The organism is Mesorhizobium sp., assembly GCF_005063415.1.
In the GTDB taxonomy this organism is placed as follows: Bacteria; Pseudomonadota; Alphaproteobacteria; order Rhizobiales; family Rhizobiaceae; genus Mesorhizobium.
In genome coordinates, this window is record NZ_SUEG01000020.1 from 1 (window position 1) to 17,496 (window position 17,496).

At 62.4% G+C, this 17,496-nt stretch carries 17 protein-coding genes; 11 read left to right on the forward strand and 6 right to left on the reverse strand.

Annotation, left to right across the window (positions count from 1 at the left end):
• Both mutL and E5W70_RS08075 read right to left on the reverse strand, forming a co-directional pair.
• Window positions 1-385, reverse strand: a 385-nt coding sequence (gene mutL / locus E5W70_RS08070) for a DNA mismatch repair endonuclease MutL (RefSeq protein WP_292656246.1), incomplete at its 3' end; no start/stop codon positions are given.
• Window positions 386-464: 79 nt separating this feature from the next.
• The gene (locus tag E5W70_RS08075) at window positions 465-1,367 is read right to left on the reverse strand and encodes a LysR family transcriptional regulator (RefSeq protein ID WP_292656249.1); all 903 of its coding nucleotides are present in this window, start codon (window positions 1,365-1,367) and stop codon (window positions 465-467) included.
• A 103-nt stretch (window positions 1,368-1,470) separates the two neighbouring features.
• On the opposite strand from E5W70_RS08075, the gene E5W70_RS08080 reads away from it, so the two are divergent.
• Complete coding sequence (locus E5W70_RS08080; RefSeq protein WP_292656252.1) at window positions 1,471-2,460, forward strand: zinc-dependent alcohol dehydrogenase family protein; 990 nt, start codon at window positions 1,471-1,473, stop codon at window positions 2,458-2,460.
• A gap of 17 nt (window positions 2,461-2,477) precedes the next feature.
• Here E5W70_RS08080 and E5W70_RS08085 read toward each other — a convergent pair whose 3' ends face one another.
• Window positions 2,478-3,380, reverse strand: a complete 903-nt coding sequence (locus E5W70_RS08085) for a LysR substrate-binding domain-containing protein (RefSeq protein ID WP_292656255.1) — start codon at window positions 3,378-3,380, stop codon at window positions 2,478-2,480.
• Between the two features lie 92 nt (window positions 3,381-3,472).
• Between E5W70_RS08085 and E5W70_RS08090 the strand changes: the two genes are divergently transcribed.
• From E5W70_RS08090 to E5W70_RS08110, 5 genes are all read left to right on the forward strand, one after another.
• Window positions 3,473-5,023 carry a trimethylamine methyltransferase family protein gene (locus tag E5W70_RS08090; RefSeq protein WP_292656257.1) on the forward strand — a complete coding sequence of 517 codons (1,551 nt, stop codon included), beginning with the start codon at window positions 3,473-3,475 and terminating at the stop codon, window positions 5,021-5,023.
• Between the two features lie 41 nt (window positions 5,024-5,064).
• A complete protein-coding gene (locus E5W70_RS08095; RefSeq protein WP_292656260.1) occupies window positions 5,065-6,714 on the forward strand; it encodes an ABC transporter substrate-binding protein in 1,650 nt (549 codons plus the stop codon).
• 105 nt (window positions 6,715-6,819) lie between these two features.
• On the forward strand, window positions 6,820-7,299 hold the full coding sequence (locus E5W70_RS08100; protein ID WP_292656262.1) for a DUF3828 domain-containing protein: 480 nt from the start codon (window positions 6,820-6,822) through the stop codon (window positions 7,297-7,299).
• Between the two features lie 4 nt (window positions 7,300-7,303).
• Window positions 7,304-7,846 carry a hypothetical protein gene (locus E5W70_RS08105; RefSeq protein ID WP_292656264.1) on the forward strand — a complete coding sequence of 181 codons (543 nt, stop codon included), beginning with the start codon at window positions 7,304-7,306 and terminating at the stop codon, window positions 7,844-7,846.
• A gap of 11 nt (window positions 7,847-7,857) precedes the next feature.
• Window positions 7,858-9,042, forward strand: a complete 1,185-nt coding sequence (locus E5W70_RS08110; protein ID WP_292656267.1) for a mandelate racemase/muconate lactonizing enzyme family protein — start codon at window positions 7,858-7,860, stop codon at window positions 9,040-9,042.
• A 29-nt stretch (window positions 9,043-9,071) separates the two neighbouring features.
• Here E5W70_RS08110 and queF read toward each other — a convergent pair whose 3' ends face one another.
• Window positions 9,072-9,533, reverse strand: coding sequence for a preQ(1) synthase (queF, locus tag E5W70_RS08115; protein ID WP_023674394.1), 462 nt, complete (start codon window positions 9,531-9,533; stop codon window positions 9,072-9,074).
• 114 nt (window positions 9,534-9,647) lie between these two features.
• Here queF and E5W70_RS08120 point away from each other — a divergent pair, with 114 nt between their 5' ends.
• Window positions 9,648-11,693 (forward strand): NADH:flavin oxidoreductase, encoded by a 2,046-nt coding sequence (locus E5W70_RS08120; RefSeq protein WP_292656270.1) that lies wholly within the window; start codon window positions 9,648-9,650, stop codon window positions 11,691-11,693.
• Window positions 11,694-11,833: 140 nt separating this feature from the next.
• Here E5W70_RS08120 and E5W70_RS08125 read toward each other — a convergent pair whose 3' ends face one another.
• Window positions 11,834-12,202: a hypothetical protein gene (locus E5W70_RS08125; protein WP_292656273.1), complete on the reverse strand. Its 369-nt coding sequence runs from the start codon at window positions 12,200-12,202 to the stop codon at window positions 11,834-11,836.
• Window positions 12,203-12,358: 156 nt separating this feature from the next.
• On the opposite strand from E5W70_RS08125, the gene E5W70_RS08130 reads away from it, so the two are divergent.
• From E5W70_RS08130 to tdh, 3 genes are all read left to right on the forward strand, one after another.
• Window positions 12,359-12,787: a MarR family transcriptional regulator gene (locus E5W70_RS08130; protein ID WP_292656276.1), complete on the forward strand. Its 429-nt coding sequence runs from the start codon at window positions 12,359-12,361 to the stop codon at window positions 12,785-12,787.
• 301 nt (window positions 12,788-13,088) lie between these two features.
• The gene (locus E5W70_RS08135; RefSeq protein WP_292656279.1) at window positions 13,089-14,276 is read left to right on the forward strand and encodes a glycine C-acetyltransferase; all 1,188 of its coding nucleotides are present in this window, start codon (window positions 13,089-13,091) and stop codon (window positions 14,274-14,276) included.
• A gap of 66 nt (window positions 14,277-14,342) precedes the next feature.
• The gene (gene tdh / locus E5W70_RS08140) at window positions 14,343-15,377 is read left to right on the forward strand and encodes an L-threonine 3-dehydrogenase (protein ID WP_292656282.1); all 1,035 of its coding nucleotides are present in this window, start codon (window positions 14,343-14,345) and stop codon (window positions 15,375-15,377) included.
• Window positions 15,378-15,585: 208 nt separating this feature from the next.
• Here the strand turns inward: tdh and E5W70_RS08145 are convergent, their stop codons facing one another.
• Window positions 15,586-16,041 (reverse strand): MarR family transcriptional regulator, encoded by a 456-nt coding sequence (locus E5W70_RS08145; RefSeq protein WP_292656284.1) that lies wholly within the window; start codon window positions 16,039-16,041, stop codon window positions 15,586-15,588.
• Window positions 16,042-16,182: 141 nt separating this feature from the next.
• Between E5W70_RS08145 and hmgA the strand changes: the two genes are divergently transcribed.
• Window positions 16,183-17,496 carry a homogentisate 1,2-dioxygenase gene (hmgA, locus tag E5W70_RS08150; protein WP_292656287.1) on the forward strand — a complete coding sequence of 438 codons (1,314 nt, stop codon included), beginning with the start codon at window positions 16,183-16,185 and terminating at the stop codon, window positions 17,494-17,496.

Below are 17,496 nucleotides of genomic sequence, written 5' to 3' on the forward strand. Positions count from 1 at the left end.
CACAGGTGATGGGCGCCGACTTTCCCGACAATGCGATTGCCATCGACGCCGTGCGCGAGCGGATAGTCAGCCGCGCCACCGAGCCGATCGACGGCAAGGCCTCGCCGCGGAAGCCAAGCGAGCGGATGTCGTGAATGTTGTCGGCGAGCTTGGAGGTGCAATGGCGCGCGATCGCCAGCGCCAGTTCCTTTTCCGGAATGCCCAAGCCGTCGTCGCTGACGCGGATCAGGTTCAGCCCGCCACCGGCGGTGACGATCTCGACACGGCTTGCGCCGGCGTCGAGTGCATTCTCGACCAGTTCCTTGACCACGCTTGCCGGACGCTCGATGACTTCGCCGGCGGCGATCTGGTTGATCATCGTTTCGGAAAGCTGGCGGATGGGCATGGGGCACTATAGGCGGATTCGTGGTCGATGCGGGAGGGCGGAATTGAGGAAATCCACGCAGCTGACCGCGACCGTGCCTTCAACTCATGAGCTTGGGCAGCGCTGCCGCCAGTGCGTCGACGGCAAGGCGGACTTTCATCGGCAGATGTGGCGTCTGCAACCACAGCGCATGGACATCATAGAGAAACTTCGGCTGTTCCGGCAACAGTGGGACAAGTACACCCGCCTGAATGCGCTGGCGAACCAGCCAGTATGGCAACCAGGCGAGCCCCATGCCGGCGGCCGCGGCATCGGCGATGGCATCGAGATCGTCGAGCCATAATCTGCGGACGGGCTTAACCTCCATCGCGGGCTGGCCGTTGTGCGGAAACAGCCACGGCTGAACGGCACGCCCGGAACGGCGGTAGATGATCGCATGATGGCTGCCGAGGTCATCTATTTCCTGTGGCTCGCCGTGCCTGTCGAGATAGGACGGCGACGCGCAGACGACCATGTGCTGGCGTGCGATGCGACGCGCTATCACCCCGGCCTGGTCCTCCAGGTCGCCCGTTCGGATGGCAAGGTCGCAGCCGTCCTCTGCGAGGTCGGCGAGGGCATCGCTGAACGACAGGTCAAGTTCGAGCACCGGATATTGCTGCGCAAGCCCGAACAGGATCGGGGCAACGCAGCGCCGGCCGAAATGCGTCGGCATGAGCACGCGCAGCTTACCGCGTGGCTCGGCAAGCTGGTCGGCGGCGAGTGCATCCGCGGCCTTCGCTTCGGCAAGCACCAACCGGCAGCGTTCATAATAGGCGCGCCCGAAATCCGTCAGGCTTTGGCGGCGTGTGGTCCGGTTGATGAGACGCACGTCCAGGCGCTCCTCGAGAAACCGGACATGCTTGCCGACCATCGGCCCGGATAGATCGAGAGCCGCGGCCGCGGCCGCGAACGAGCCCAGGTCGACGGCTTTGACGAACACGGCCATGCTCGTAAGGCGATCCATATTCAAAACCCACAGTTTCTACTGCTCTACTCAAGCAGCTATTTATCCTCCTGATCGCCGCTGGCATAGCACATTCAGTTCAAATCTTTTGGAGTTGTGACCGATGGCACGTGTTGTTCGCTTTCATGAGCTCGGTGGTCCCGAGGTTCTGCGCATCGAGAATGTCGATATTCCTGCGCCCGCGCGCGGCGAGGTCCAGATCCGCGTCAAGGCGTTGGGTATAAACCGGGCCGAGGCGCTGCTGCGTTCGGGGACCTACATCCAGACCGCGCCGTTGCCTTCCGGTCTTGGGCTCGAGGCGGCGGGTATCGTCGAGACGGTCGGCGAAGGCGTGGACGGCTTTGCGCCGGGGGATGCCGTCAGCGTCGTGCCGCCATTGTCGATGGCCCGCTGGCCTGCCTATGGTGAGATTGCCACATATCCCGCCGAGCTCGTCGTCAAGCATCCACCATCGCTGAGTTGGGAAGAAGCCGCCGCAGCGTGGCTGCAATATCTTACGGCCTGCGGTGCGCTGATCGACATTGCCAACCTCCAAAGCGAGGACTTTGTTGTCATTACCGCGGCCTCGAGCAGCGTCGGACTTGCGGCGATCCAGATCGCCAACATGATTGGTGCGACCCCGATCGCGGTCACACGGACATCTGCCAAGAAGCGGGCTCTGCTTGAGTTCGGCGCGGCCCACGTCATCGCCTCGGCAGAGGAGGATCTGGCAGCCAGGCTGAAGGAAATCGCCGGCCCCGACGGCGTGCGCGTGGTGTTCGACGCCGTCGGCGGGCCGATCTTCGGGCCTCTGACGGCAGCGATGGCTCCGGGTGGCATTCTCATCGAATATGGCGGCTTGAGCCTCGACCCGACACCCTTTCCGCTGTCCGCAGTGCTGGCCAAGACACTGACGCTGCGCGGTTATCTCGTCCATGAGATCGTGCGCGATCCGGTCCGGCTGCAGGCCGCCAAGGCGTTCATCCTTGATGGATTGATCTCGGGTTCGCTGAAGCCGGCAATCGCCAGAACCTTTCCGTTCGACCAGATCGTCGAGGCGCACCGTTATCTCGAATCGAACGAACAATTCGGCAAGATCGTCGTGACGGTTTGACCGGGCATTTATCGGCCTCACGCCTGCGCCGCCAGCCAGTCCCGTACCTTGCCGGCATTGTCGCTGAGCTCGCGGTTCCTCGACCAGATGACATGAAAGCCCTTGCCGGTCGTCATCGTGTGGCCGGTGACGCGCACCAGCAGCCCTGATGCCAGCAGCCGCTCGGCGAGGTGACCCCAGCCGAGCGCGATGCCTTGCCCTTCCATCACTGCCTGGATCACCAGCGCATAGTCGTTGATACGCAAGCCACGCCCGGCATCGACGATGTCGACACCGGCCGAGGCGAACCATTCGTCCCAGCTGGCGGCCTCGCGAAACGGCTCTTCGAGATGAATGAGGCGGTGCGATGGAAGATCCGCGACGCTCTCCGGCAGCCCGAATCGCGCCACATAGCTCGCGCCGGCAACGGGGAATATCACTTCGTCGGCCAGCGGCAGCGAATGATAATCCGGCCATTCCTTGGGCTCGCCGCCGCGGACGCCGAGCGGGATGTCCTCGGCGATGATGTCGAGATCGCGATCGGCGGTCTGGATGCGCAGGTCGATGCCCGGCAATTCGTCGCGAAACTGCTGCAGGCGCGGCATCATCCAGAACGAGGCGAAGGCGGTCGAGGCGGCGAGCGTCACATGCGCGCCGACGGCGATCTGGCGCAGGTCTTCCGCCGACTTGCGGATGTGCGACAGGCCGAGCGAGACGTCGGCATGGAAGCGGTCGCCGGCCTCGGTAAGGCTGACTTGCCGGTGGCGGCGCTGGAAGAGTTTCGCGCCGAGCTGCTCTTCGAGCCCACGGATCGCATAGGAGACGGCAGCCTGCGTCATGCCGAGCTCGCGGCCGGCGGCGGTAAAGCTCGACAGCCGCCCGGCGGCCTCGAAAACGATCAGGCTGCCGGCCGACGGCAGCAGGTGGCGCAAGCTTCGCATAAGCTGAGCTTATACAAGCGATCAGGATTTTCCAGCGTCACAGCTGCATTTTGTCTGGCTAGATTGGTCGCCAACAGGAATATGGAGCCTCCATGAACGCACCCGCCGTTGAAGTGAGCGAACACACCAATCGTCGCGCGGGTGGCCGCCTGGGGCGCAAGGCGCTGCGGGGAGCTCCCGTAGCGTCATTTCCGACCCTGGTTCGCAAGATTCCGGTGTATCAGATGGTCCCGGACGAGGCGGTGGAACTCATTCACCAGGAATCGCTCAGCATCCTCGAAGAAGTGGGATGCGAGTTCCGCGACGACGAGGCTATCGCAATGTGGAAGGCGGCGGGCGCCGATGTCTCGGAGACAAGGGTCCGCATAGACCGCGCCCTGCTGATGGACCTCGTATCGAAGGTCCCGTCGGAGTTCACGCTCAATGCGAGGAATCCCCAGCGTTCCGTACGTGTGGGTGGAAACAACTCCATCTTCGTGCCGATGTACGGGGCGCCTTACGTGCGCGACCTCGACAACAACAGGCGCTATGGCACACTCGCCGACCTCAACAATTTCCACAAGCTCGCCTACATGGCGCCGGCGCTGCATTCGTCGAGCTCGATCATTTGCGAGCCGATGGAAATCGCGGTGCCGAAGCGTCACCTCCACATCATCCATTCGGCGCTGAAGCACTCCGACAAGCCGTTCATGGGCATCGTGACCTCCAAGGATCGAGCCGAAGACACGATGGCGATGGCAGGTATCGTGTTCGGCGAGGACTATGTCCGCGACAACCCAGTCCTGGTGGCGATCACCAACTGCAATTCGCCGCTGGTCTGGGACGCCACCATGCTGGACGCGATGAAAATCTATGCGCGCCACAACCAGCCGCTGATCCTCGCGCCGTTCGCCCTTTGCGGCGCCTCGACTTCGGCCTCTGCCGTGGGTGCGGTCGCGCAGGTCAATGCCGAAGCGCTGGCGGGCGTCGCGTTCACACAGCTATTGCGTCCGGGTTCGCCGCAGATCTACGGACAGTTCATGGTGACGGTCGACATGAAGACCGGCGCTCCCATGGGCGGCACGCCGGAGGCGGCCCAGATGATGTATCTCATGGGCGCGCTGGCGCGGAAGTATCGGCTGCCGTGGCGCACGTCCGGTTTCCATGTCGGCTCGAAGCTGAACGACGCCCAGGCGGGCTACGAGGCGAACATGCTGATGCATGCCGCCATCCTTGCCGGTGCCAACTACATCTGGCACTCCGCCGGTTGGCTCGAGGCCGGCCTGACCTGCGGCTATTCGAAATTTGCCACGGACTGCGAACAGCTTGTCGGCTGGTACAAATATGCTGGCGGGCTGCCATTCGACGATTTCAAGGAGGCTATGGCGGCTATCCGCGAGGTCGGACCGCAGGGCCATTTCCTCGGCACCCAGCACACGCTCGAACATTTCGAGTCCGCCTTCTTCATACCGAGCATCATGGACTTCAATTCGTTCGAACAGTGGAAGGCGGAAGGAGCAAAGGACCACGACACCCGCGGCCGCGAGAAAGCGCGCAACATGCTCGCCGATTACGAGGAGCCGAAGCTCGATGAGGGCGTCGCCGATGGTCTCAAAGATTTGATTGCGCGGCGCGAGGAGAAACTGCCGGACAGCGTTAGTTGATAACGGGCGAAGATCCGATGGGAACCATAACGGAGGAAAAAATGACACTCTTCAGAAGCAACGGTGATCGCGTACCGAGCGCCATCGAAGCGATGGCCAGCGAGGCGCGCGCCGGTCGTGTCGACCGGCGCGAGTTTCTGGCTCTGGCAAGCGCGTTCGGCGCATCGACGGCCTTTGCCTACGGCATGATCGGCCTTGCCGTGCCGCAGCGGGCTTTGGCTGAAGAGCCGAAGAAAGGCGGCACGCTGCACGTTTCGATGTCGGTGAAGGCACAAAAGGATCCGCGCACTTACGACTGGGTAGAGATGGCAAACATCACCCGCAGCTGGCTCGAACCGCTTGTCCGCTACACGCGTCAGTTCACATTCGAGCCGGTTCTGCTCGAAAGCTGGGACGTCAATGACGATGCCACCGAATACGTGCTGCATGTGCGCAAGGGCATAACCTGGAACAACGGCGATGCTTTCAGCGCCGATGATGTGGCCTATAATCTGACGCGCTGGTGCGAAAAGGCTGCCGCCGGCAACTCCATGGCCGCGCGCGTCGGTGCGCTGATCGATGCAAAGACCGGCAAGGCCAGGGAAGGGGCGATCACCAAGGTCGACGACAACACGGTGAAGCTGAAGCTGAACGAACCGGACATTTCGCTGATCCCGAACTTCACCGACTATCCGGCGCTCGTGGTCCATCGCAACTTCGACGCCGATGGCGCCAATCCGATCGAGAAGCCGATTGGCACCGGGCCGTTCGAACTGGTGTCCTATGCGGTCGGCCAGAAAGCGGTCGTCAAGCGCCGTGAGACTGGCAAGTGGTGGGGCGGTGAAGCGCTTCTCGACGGCGTCGAATTCATCGACTACGGAACCGATTTCAACGCCTCGATAAATGCATTCGACTCCGGCGAAATCGATCTCAACTTCGAGACGCCGGCCGACTTCATAGACATTCTCGACAAGATGGGGCTGGTAAAATCGGAGGTCGCGACAGCGACCACGCTCGTCGCCAGGACCAACATCACGAACAAGCCCTATGACGACAAGCGGGTTCGCAACGCCCTCCAGATGGCCGTCGACAACAAAGCGGTGCTCGAACTTGGCTACGCCGGGCGAGGCACTGTTGGTGAAAACCACCACGTCAGCCCGATTCATCCGGAATACTACGCGCTGCCCAAGAAGACACGCGACGCCGCGGGGGCCAGGAAGCTGATGGCGGAGGCCGGGCAGGCCGACTTCGAGCATGAACTGATCACCGTCGAGGACGATTGGCAAAAGAACACCGGCGACGCTATTGCCGGCCAGTTGCGCGATGCCGGGATCAAGGTGAAGCGCACCGTGCTGCCGGGTTCGACCTTCTGGAATGACTGGACGAAATACCCCTATTCGATGACCATCTGGTACATGCGCCCGCTTGGCGTCCAGGTGCTGGCGCTCGGCTATCGCACCGGCGAGGCCTGGAACGAAACCGGCTACTCGAACCCTGATTTCGATGCCAAGCTCAAGCAGGCTCTCTCGCTGATCGACGTCGAGAAGCGCCGCGAGGTCATGAAGGACATCGAGCAGATCCTGCAGGATTCGGGGGTCATCATTCAGCCGTTTTGGCAGAAGCTGTTCAGCCACATGAACGAGAAGGTGAAGAACTACGGTGTCCACCAAACCTTCGAGATGGATCTCCAGAACGTCTGGCTGAACGCCTGAGTTGCCGGCAGAGGACGCGTTGCAGGATTTCATGGACCGCAAGAAAACCGACAGGCAAGATGCGTGGTACTGATAGCTTCCGTCAGTGAACAATCGGGGACACGCATGAAACTGCCACTTTTTGTTGCCGCGCTTTCGATGGCCTTGCCGGCGGCCGCGTTTGCCGGCCCTGCTGCCAACGCCGTGAAGTTCTTCTATGTCCCGTCGGTCAAATTCGAGGCCGATGCGCAATATCGCGACCGCTTCACCGCGCCGGTGACGAAACTGTTCGAACTGAACGACAATGCGGCAAAGAACCATCCGGATGAAGTTCCCTGCATCGACTTCGCCCCTGGTCTCGATGCGCAGGACTATGACGAGAAGACCGTGGCCAAGACGCTTACGCTGGCGGAAACACTCAATGGCGACAGCGCCGAGGTGACGGCGACGTTCAACCTTTTCCCGGAAGGCGATGATTCCAAACGCGAAATGGTCTGGTCGTTGAAAAAGGTCGACGGCCAGTGGAAGATCGCCGACATCACCTCGAAGACCAGCGGCTGGACGCTGAGTGCGCTCGAATGCCTGGCCGGGCAGCCCCCGGAGTGATGCCGTGCTCCGCTGCCGTCCCTGGGTTCTGGCGACTGCGTGGCTGCTGGCCGGATTGAGCAGCGTCGCCGCTCAGGGCTTGTTGGGCGCGCCGGCCGACAGTGCGGCACCGCCGCCGGCAGTTTTGCCGCCGGCAGAAAACGCGCCGGCCGCACCCGTGCAGCCGGGCTCGCCGACGGCGGTGGTGAGGCCGTTCTACGAGCATGCCGGGCTCGAGGTCGATCCGGCTCAGCGGGGCCATTTCACCGATCCGGCAAAGTCGGTGCTCGACAAGAGCGACGCGCTGCGGAAGTCGGGGCAGGGCGAGTGCCTCGATCACAACATGGCGCTCGACAATGCCGAATATGACAGAGCGGAGATCGACAAGAGCCTGAAGACCATCGAAGCGGTCAAAGGCGACGAGGCCAAGGTGGTCGTCGCCTTCGTCGTCTCCGGCGGTCCGCACCGGCTGGAATGGAAGTTCAAAAAGGTCGACGGCGACTGGAAAATATCGGACCTGCTCTCGGTGACCGGCGAATGGGCGCTAAGCCAATACCAGTGTGAGTGAGAACGGAACCGATGAAGATCAGCAACATCCGCGTGACCCACGTCAACGTCCCGCTCGATGCTCCGTTCTGGTGGACGGCTGGTCTCTACGGCGGCGCCTCGAAATCGATCATCGAGGTCGAGACGGACGAAGGCGTGGTCGGACTGGGCGAGGCGCCATGGTGGCATTTCGGCGAGGTGATCAAGGCCGAGATCGCGCCGGCGCTGATTGGCGCCGATCCGCTCGACATCGCCGACTGCGAGGCGCGCTGTGTGCCGCCCTGGCAGATCACCGCCAACACCGGCGAGAACGCAGCCACGGTGGCGTTCGGCGCCGTCGAACTGGCGCTGTGGGATATAAGAGGCAAGGTCTTCGGCATGCCGCTCTACAAGCTGCTCGGCGGCGCGGTGCGCAAGGACATTCCGTTTTCGGAATATTTCGCTTTTCGCCCCGCTCAAGGCGGAGCCGGCGGCGAGATGACCGCCGAAGCGATCGTCGACTACTGTCTCGGCATGCGAGAACAGCACGGCTCGACGATCTTCGAGGGCAAGCTGATCATGGGCGATCCCGAGCTCGAGATCGGGACAGTGCGCATGCTGCGCGAGGCGCTTGGCGATAAGGCGCAGATCAAACTCGATTCCAACATGCAGTGGTCGCTGACCACAGCACGCTGGGTACTGCGCGAGATCGAGCCGTTCAACATCCGCAATTACGAGGATCCGGTCGCGACCTTCGAGGAGATGGCAGCGCTGCGCCAGCATTCGCGCATTCCGTTCTCCACGCACATCCCGGATCTCAGACGGGCAGTCGCGCTCGGTGCGCCGGATTACTTCGTCTGCAATTTCGCAGCACTCGGCGGATTGTCGAAAACTCTGAAATTCATCGCCGCCTGTGAGGCGATGGGCAAGGGGTTCTGGTGCTATTCGAACGATCTCGGCATCATGACGTCGGCCTATCTGCACGTCGTGGCGGCGACGCCGTGGATCACGGAAGCATCGCAGTCGCTGTTTCGCTGGCAGATCGGCGATGTCATCAAGGACGGTCCTTTCCGCCAGACGGGCAATACGGTGCGCGTGCCGGAGGGTGACGGGCTGGGCGTCGAACTCGATCCGGCTGCGATGAAGCGCTGGGCGGGCCACTTCGCCGAACACGGGCCGATGGGCCATTTCAGCGACCCGAACAATCCCGGCCGCTACCGGCGGCTCCCGCTCAACTGATGCAACGTATTTTCCTCAGAAACTCAGGCTCACCCGCGCCCGCGATAGGGGGCGACGCCGGTGTCGGGCAGCCACACACCTTCCGGCGGCGCGCCGGTTTGCCAGAACACGTCGATCGGAATGCCGCCGCGCGGATACCAGTAGCCGCCGATGCGCAACCACAATGGCTTTGTCGCGGCGATTATGCGACGGCCGATCATGACGGTGCATTCTTCGTGGAAGGCGCCATGGTTGCGAAACGAGGTCATGAACAGCTTGAGCGACTTCGATTCCACCAGAAGCGCATCGGGTGCGTAGTCGATGACGATATGGGCGAAGTCCGGCTGGCCGGTGACCGGGCAGAGCGAAGTGAATTCCGGGCAGGTGAAGCGAACGATCGCCGGCGGGCCGTCGCCGCGCGAAAACGGCACGGTTTCCAGGACTGCCGCTTCAGGGCTCTGTGGCGCCTCGACGTTGGTGCCGAGCTGGGTGAGGTTTTTCGTATCGGTCATGAGCAGGTTCCTTGCTGCATGTCGCCCAAAACTGCGCAGCGATTTTGGGATAGCGACATGCGTAAAAACAAAAATTTGCCGCTCATTAGCACAATTTGAAACAGCAGGAAGACGATGACTAGCAACGACCCGCTCCTCCAGCCCTATCAGCTCAAGCATCTGACGCTGAAGAACCGGGTGATGTCGACCAGCCATGAGCCGGCCTATTCCGAGGACGGCATGCCAAAGGAGCGGTACCGGCTCTACCATGCCGAAAAGGCCAAGGGCGGCATGGCGCTGACCATGACCGCCGGTTCGGCGATCGTCTCGCGCGACAGCCCGGCCGCTTTTGGCAATCTGCATGTCTATGAGGACCGCATCGTGCCATGGCTCGCCGAGCTTACCGATGCCTGCCACGAGCACGATTGCAAGGTGATGATACAGATCACCCATCTCGGCCGCCGCACCGGTTGGAACAAGGCCGACTGGCTGCCGGTGCTGTCGGCTTCGCCGGTGCGCGAACCGGCGCATCGCGCCTTTCCCAAGATTATCGAGGACTGGGATATCGAGCGCATCGTCGCCGACTATGCGGCGGCCGCGCAGCGCTGCCAGGCTGCCGGCCTCGACGGCATCGAATTCGAAGCCTACGGCCACCTGATGGACGGCTTCTGGTCGCCGGCCACCAACCAGCGCGACGACGATTTCGGCGGCTCGCTCGACAACCGGCTGCGCTTCACCGGCATGGTGCTCGATGCGGTGCGTGCCGCGGTCGGCGAAAGGTTCGTCGTCGGCATCCGCATGGTCGCCGACGAGGATTTCGAGAAAGGCCTGTCGAAACAGGAGGGCGTCGAAATCGCCAGGCGGCTGGCCGGCTCCGGCAAGGTCGATTTCCTCAATATCATCCGTGGCTCGATCGAGACCGACGCGGCGCTGACAAAAGTCATCCCGGTGACCGGCATGCGGTCGTCGCCGCATCTCGACTTTGCCGGCGAGGTGAGGGCGGCGACGAAATTCCCGACCTTCCATGCGGCGCGGATTTCCGACGTCGCCACCGCGCGTCACGCCATCGCCGCCGGCAAGCTCGACATGGTCGGCATGACGCGTGCCCATATCGCCGACCCGCACATCGTCAGGAAGGTGATGGAGGGCCGCGAGCACGAGATCCGCCCTTGCGTCGGCGCCACCTACTGCCTCGACCGCATCTATGAGGGCGGTGAGGCGCTGTGCATCCACAATGCGGCGACGGGCCGCGAGGCGTCGATCCCGCATATTATTCCGAAAACCGATGGACCGAGGCGGAAGGTGGTCGTCGTCGGCGCCGGCGCCGGCGGGCTGGAGGCAGCGCGCGTCGCCGCCGAACGCGGGCACCAGGTGACGGTGCTGGAAGCGTCGAGCCAGGCCGGCGGCCAGGTACGGCTGGCAACGCAGAACCCGCGCCGCAAGGAATTGATCGGCATCATCGACTGGCGCCTGGCCGAACTCGACCGGCTCGGTGTCGAGATCCGCTACGATACCTGGGCGGAGAAGGACGACGTGCTGGCGCTGTCGCCGGACGTGGTGGTGATCGCCACCGGCGGCCTGCCGCAGAACCCGCCTCTGACGGCCGGCGACGATCTCGTCACATCGAGCTGGGACATCATGGCTGGCAGCGTCAAGCCGGCCGAGAATGTACTGCTCTATGACGACAATGGCGGCCATCAGGGCATGGGTGCTGCCGAACTGATCGCCAATAGTGGCGCCAGGCTGGAGCTGGTTTCACCAGAGCGCTTCTTCGCCCCGGAAATGGGCGGCATGAACCATGTGCCCTACATGCGCGCCTTCCAGGAAAAGGGTGTCACGGTGACCATCAACACACGGCTGCGTTCGGTGCGGCGCGAGGGCAACCAGCTGATCGCCGAGCTCGCCTCCGACTTCGCCGATGGCTGGCGCGGCGAGCGCCGCGTCGACCAGGTGGTGGTCGAGCACGGCACGCTGCCGCTCGATGATCTCTATCTGGCGCTGAAGCCGCTGTCGAAGAACACCGGCGCGATCGACTACGAAAAGCTGGTCAATGGCGGCGACATCTTTCCGGTGCGAAATCCGCAGAGCGGCTTCGTGATCTTCCGCATCGGCGATGCAGTCGCCTCCCGCAACATCCACGCCGCCATCTATGACGGTATAAGGTTCGGCTTGCGGATCTGAGGAATATTTTGGATTGATTGGTGGCGCGCAGCCGAACCTCCGTACGGAGAGCCACCACGGTACTTCGGTCCGGTCTGCGCGCCGCGCACGCCGCCGGCCATCGCCGGGCACCGTACGATCTTGCGATTGCGGCAGGACGCTCAAAACATCCTGGCGGTGGCCATGCAGAACACGGTGATGACCAGCAGCCCGCCGGCGATGCGTTCGCCTTTTGTCATCTTCGCGCGCAACTGGGTTTGCTTCGCCGCATCAGCGCCGGCCAGCTGTCTGCTGGCGGAACCCACCAATGCGCCCTGGACCGCGGCGGCGATCAACGCAGTCAAGATGCCCAGCGCCAGGACTTTCTCCATGGAGCCGAATGAGCCGTTGTGGAAGAAATACCAAAGCAGCAAACCCGTGAGGAAAACCACGCCGGCCGCGCCCATTTGCGGCCGGAAGAAGCGCTCCGCCCTGATCTCCGGTTCGCGGGCGACCGCGATGGTGGTGCCGGCCCAGAACACACCCGCCATGACGTGAAGGCCGAGGACGATGATGTAGACATATTGCATGACCGCATTTCCTCTCTTGCCCGCCGCTAACCATATTGATAGATATCAAATGATTAGATGTCAACGCATAAGCTCGAGTCGGTTCCATAGGCTTTGCCCTTGTTCTAGTGTCGGATCATGACGCCCTTTGACCGCCCGCCGATCGGGATGAATCTCGCCCGCACCGCCAAGCTGGTTGCGCAGGCTTTCGACGCTGCCTTGGTCGAAGCCGGCGGCACGCTGCCGGTCTGGGTCACTTTGCTGTCGGTCAAGTCGCGGGAGCTGGCCAACCAACGCGAGCTCGCCGGCATGATCGGCATCCGAGGCGCAACGCTGACCCACCACCTCAACGCCATGGAGACGCAAGGCCTGTTGATGCGGCGCCGCGATCCTGAGAATCGCCGGGTTCACCAGGTGGAGCTGACCCAAGCCGGAGAAGCGCTGTTCCTGAAATTGCGCACCGCCGCGTTAGCTTTCGACAAGCGGCTGCGGAAAGGACTGTCCGACGACAGGCTGGCAGAGTTTGCACATGTGCTGGCTGCGCTACGGGCCAATGTCGAGGGTTAGAAATTACGCTAGGAAACGCCATGCGCGAAATTTCGCTGCGGCCGAGGCTCACGGCCAAGTGATGCTGACGGATGACGAGCGTCATTTCGCATTGCAGTAGCTCCGACTTTCTCTACGCTCGGCTGCCCTGCAGCATCCATGGTATCGGGACAGCGATGGAGCCGGTCGATCTCGCGGCGCCTCCGCATTTGAGCATCGTGGCGTCTGCCGTGCCATTGCCGCCACCGAAGCGGTCGCTTTTGCGATGGATTTTTCGTCCGCGCGGCGCGACAGTCCTCATCGATCTCAACAGGGCCCGATCATGACCGAAGCATTCCTTTCCCACATCGACAGCGAGCTTGAAGGGCTGAAATCGGCAGGCCTCTATAAATCCGAGCGGGTGATAACCTCGACCCAATCGGCCGAGATCGAGGTGGGCGGCGAGAAGGTGCTGAATTTCTGCGCCAATAATTATCTCGGCCTCGCCGACAGCGCCGAACTGCGCGAGGCGGCCAAGCAGGCGCTCGACCGCTACGGCTACGGCATGGCGTCGGTGCGCTTCATCTGCGGCACGCAGGAAGAACACAAGCAGCTCGAGGCGACCATTTCTGACTTCCTCGGCATGGAGGACACCATCCTCTACGGCTCCTGCTTCGACGCCAATGGCGGCCTGTTCGAGACGCTGCTCGGCGAGGAGGATGCGGTCATCTCCGATGCGCTGAACCACGCCTCGATCATCGACGGGGTACGGTTGTCGAAGGCAAAGCGCTTCCGCTACGCCAACAATGACATGGCCGATCTCGAAGCGCGGTTGAAAGAGGCGCGCGACTGCCGGTTCCGGCTGATCGCCACCGACGGCGTGTTCTCGATGGATGGCATCATCGCCAATCTGAAGGGCGTCTGCGACCTCGCCGACAAATACGATGCGATGGTCATGGTGGACGACAGCCATGCAGTTGGTTTCGTCGGCAGGAATGGCCGTGGCTCGGCCGAACATTGTGGCGTCGAGGGCAGGGTGGACATCATCACCGGCACGCTCGGCAAGGCATTGGGTGGCGCGTCCGGCGGCTACACGTCGGGCAGGAAGCAGGTGGTCGACTGGCTGCGCCAGCGCTCGCGGCCCTATCTTTTTTCCAACACGCTGATGCCGGCGATCGCCGGCGCGTCGATCCGGGTGTTCGAACTGATCCGCAATGGCGATGCGTTGCGTCAGCGCCTATATGCCAACGCAGCGCGGTTTCGCTCCGAGATGGGCAGGCTCGGCTTTACACTGGCCGGCGCGGACCATCCGATCGTCCCGGTGATGCTGGGCGACGCGACGCTGGCGCAGGAAATGGCGGCGCGGATGCTGAAGCGCGGTATCTATGTCATCGGCTTCGCGTTCCCGGTGGTGCCGAAGGGCCAGGCGCGCATTCGCACGCAGATGTCGGCCGCCCATTCCAGCGCCGACATCGATCGTGCAGTTGAGGCGTTCGCCGCAGTCGGTCGCGAACTCGGCGTGATTTCCTGAACGGCCGGACCGAAAAGCGATTCCGGATCAAGAGATTCAAGCGACTAAGGTTCTGGGGACAAAAGAATGTCGAATATGATGAAGGCGCTGGTCAAGGCCAAGGCCGAGCCGGGCATCTGGATGGAACAAGTGCCGGTGCCGGAAATCGGCCCCAACGACGTGCTCATCAAGGTCAGGAAGACCGCGATCTGCGGCACCGACGTGCACATCTACAATTGGGATCAGTGGGCGCAAAAGACCGTGCCGGTTCCGATGGTGACGGGCCACGAATTTGTCGGAACCGTTGCCGATTTCGGCACGGCGGTGACCGAGTACAAACTCGGCCAGCGCGTTTCCGGCGAAGGCCATATCGTCTGCGGCCATTGTCGCAACTGCCGGGCGGGCAGGGGGCATCTGTGCCGCAACACGCTCGGCGTCGGCGTCAACCGACCGGGCGCCTTTGGCGAATACCTTGCGATTCCGCAGCACAATGTGGTGCCGATCCCCGACGACGTGCCCGACGAGATCGCCGCGATATTCGATCCCTTGGGCAATGCGGTTCACACCGCATTGTCCTTTGATCTCGTCGGCGAGGACGTGCTGGTCACCGGCGCCGGGCCGATCGGCATCATGGGCGCGCTGGTGGCGCAGTGCGTCGGCGCACGAAAAGTGGTCATCACCGATATCAACCCGGTGCGCCTCGCACTGGCAAAAAAGCTCGGCGTCCAGCATGTCGTCGACGCATCGAAGGAAAAGCTGCGCGACGTGATGCCGGCGCTCGGCATGACCGAGGGTTTTGACGTCGGCCTTGAAATGTCGGGCGCCGCGCCTGCCTTCCGCGACATGATCGATACCATGAACAATGGCGGCAAGATCGCCATTCTCGGCATCGCGCCGACCGGCTTCGAGATCGACTGGAACAAGGTCATCTTCAAGATGCTGCACCTGAAGGGCATTTACGGCCGCGAGATGTTCGAGACCTGGTACAAGATGATCGCGCTGGTGCAGGGTCCTCTCGATGTCAGCGGCCTGATCACCCATCGCATCGGCATTGACGACTATATTTCGGGGTTCGAGGCGATGAAGAGCGGTAACTCCGGCAAGGTGGTGATGGATTGGTAGGCGATCGGCCGGTGCCATTGCAGATGCGCCGGAGGGACAGCACCCCCCTCTGGCCTGCCGGCCATCTCCCCCGCAAGGAGGGAGATCGGCAGTTTTGGCCGCACCACCCAGTCTGCAACGCTGGCAATTAGCGAAAGTCGACACCATGTCTGATCTCCCCCCTTGCGGGGGAGATGTCCGGCAGGACAGAGGGGGGTGGGAAGGATCGCTACGGAACAGCTTTTAGCTCTTTTGTCGACCTCTCTAGCGCCGCCAGCCCTTCCGCTATCGCGGCACGTTCGCCATCGCTGAACTTGGCCAGAAGCTCCCGCTCAAAAGCCTTTGCCAGCGGCACCATCTCGCGATAGGCGGCAAGGCCGGCTTTGGTGAGTGTCAGATGCTCGACGCGGCGGTCGTTTTCATCGGGTGTGCGCGTCAGCCAGCGCCGCCTTTCCAACTCCGCCACTGCTCGCGAAACCTTAGTCTTGTGCATGGCCGATTGCTCGCCGAGCGCCGTCGCCGTCATCGTGCCATGCTGTCCAAGTCCGGCTAGCGTGCGCCATTCGGGCCGGGTCAGGCCGTGGCGGTCCTTGTAGACCCTTGAGAATTCGCGGCTGACGGCATCGGCAAGCCGGTAGAGCCGGTAAGGCAGGAAGGATTCGAGTTCGAGGATTTCCGGTTCCATTTTGGCCTTGACTGAGCAGGCTGGCGCCCCATGCCGAAATCACCGTTGATGGTTACATTTTCAATGGTTACAAATGAAACCAATCTGGTCAACCCGGAGCGCCCTCCAGACGCTCCGGGACTACGAATTCGGGAGGATTCCATGGCCTATTCCTACATGCCGGGTTTCGGCAACGACTTCGAGACCGAAACATTGCCGGGCTCGCTGCCGCAGGGGCGAAACTCGCCGCAGCGGCCGGCCTACGGCCTCTATGCCGAGCAGCTTTCGGGCTCTCCTTTCACCGCGCCGCGCGGCACCAATGAGCGCTCCTGGCTTTATCGGATAAGGCCGAGCGTCAGGCACACCGGCCGCTTCAAAGCGACGAATTGTCCGTTTTGGAAAAGCGCGCCGAATGTCGGCGACCACCAACTCGCGCTCGGCCAGTATCGCTGGAGCCCCGTACCCATGCCGACCGAGCCGACGGACTTCATCGCCGGCATGCGCTCGATTACCACCGCCGGCGACGTGCTCGGCCAGACCGGCATGGCGGCGCATGTCTATGTAGCCAACCGTTCGATGGCCGACGATCATTTCTTCAACGCCGACGGCGAGTTGCTAGTTGTGCCCCAGGTTGGAGCCTTGCGCTTCGTCACCGAGATGGGAGTTATCGAACTCAGGCCGGGCGAGATCGCCGTGCTGCCGCGTGGCCTGGTGTTCAAGGTCGAACTGGTGGATCCGCAAGTGCGCGGCTATGTCTGCGAGAATTACGGCGCCAAGCTGACGCTGCCGGATCGTGGTCCGATCGGCGCCAATTGCCTGGCCAATCCGCGGGATTTCAAGACGCCCTGTGCCTGGTTCGAGGACAAGGAGACACCGTGCCGGCTGATCGCGAAATGGTGTGGCCAGTTCCATGTCACCGAGATCGACCATTCGCCGCTGGATGTGGTGGCGTGGCACGGCAATTATTCGCCCTACAAATATGATCTTGCGACGTTTTCGCCGGTCGGTGCGATCCTGTTCGATCATCCTGATCCGTCGATCTTCACCGTGCTGACCGCGCCGAGCGGCGAGGAAGGCACCGCCAATATCGATTTCGTCATCTTCCCGCCGCGCTGGCTTGTGGCGGAAAACACTTTCCGGCCGCCCTGGTATCACCGCAACATCATGAGCGAGTTCATGGGCCTGATTCATGGTCAGTACGATGCCAAGGAAGAGGGCTTCGTGCCCGGTGGCATCAGCCTGCACAACATGATGCTGGCTCACGGACCCGATGCGTCTGGCTTCGAAAAGGCCTCGCGCGCGGAGCTGAAACCGGTCAAGCTCGACAACACCATGGCCTTCATGTTCGAGACACGCTTTCCGCAGATGGTGACCCGCTATGGCGCCGAACTCGAAACCCGGCAGGACAATTATATCGACTGCTGGGCCGATCTGAAGAAACGCTTCAACGGCACGCCCGAGGGCGACTGGTCTTGA

Coding starts and splice junctions, on each gene's coding strand:
- E5W70_RS08075 (WP_292656249.1), bottom strand. CDS start 1,367: ATGGATCGCCTTACGAGCATGGCCGTGTTCGTCAAAGCCGTCGACCTG.
- E5W70_RS08080 (WP_292656252.1), top strand. CDS start 1,471: ATGGCACGTGTTGTTCGCTTTCATGAGCTCGGTGGTCCCGAGGTTCTG.
- E5W70_RS08085 (WP_292656255.1), bottom strand. CDS start 3,380: ATGCGAAGCTTGCGCCACCTGCTGCCGTCGGCCGGCAGCCTGATCGTT.
- E5W70_RS08090 (WP_292656257.1), top strand. CDS start 3,473: ATGAACGCACCCGCCGTTGAAGTGAGCGAACACACCAATCGTCGCGCG.
- E5W70_RS08095 (WP_292656260.1), top strand. CDS start 5,065: ATGACACTCTTCAGAAGCAACGGTGATCGCGTACCGAGCGCCATCGAA.
- E5W70_RS08100 (WP_292656262.1), top strand. CDS start 6,820: ATGAAACTGCCACTTTTTGTTGCCGCGCTTTCGATGGCCTTGCCGGCG.
- E5W70_RS08110 (WP_292656267.1), top strand. CDS start 7,858: ATGAAGATCAGCAACATCCGCGTGACCCACGTCAACGTCCCGCTCGAT.
- queF (WP_023674394.1), bottom strand. CDS start 9,533: ATGACCGATACGAAAAACCTCACCCAGCTCGGCACCAACGTCGAGGCG.
- E5W70_RS08120 (WP_292656270.1), top strand. CDS start 9,648: ATGACTAGCAACGACCCGCTCCTCCAGCCCTATCAGCTCAAGCATCTG.
- E5W70_RS08125 (WP_292656273.1), bottom strand. CDS start 12,202: ATGGCGGGTGTGTTCTGGGCCGGCACCACCATCGCGGTCGCCCGCGAA.
- E5W70_RS08130 (WP_292656276.1), top strand. CDS start 12,359: ATGACGCCCTTTGACCGCCCGCCGATCGGGATGAATCTCGCCCGCACC.
- E5W70_RS08135 (WP_292656279.1), top strand. CDS start 13,089: ATGACCGAAGCATTCCTTTCCCACATCGACAGCGAGCTTGAAGGGCTG.
- tdh (WP_292656282.1), top strand. CDS start 14,343: ATGTCGAATATGATGAAGGCGCTGGTCAAGGCCAAGGCCGAGCCGGGC.
- E5W70_RS08145 (WP_292656284.1), bottom strand. CDS start 16,041: ATGGAACCGGAAATCCTCGAACTCGAATCCTTCCTGCCTTACCGGCTC.
- hmgA (WP_292656287.1), top strand. CDS start 16,183: ATGGCCTATTCCTACATGCCGGGTTTCGGCAACGACTTCGAGACCGAA.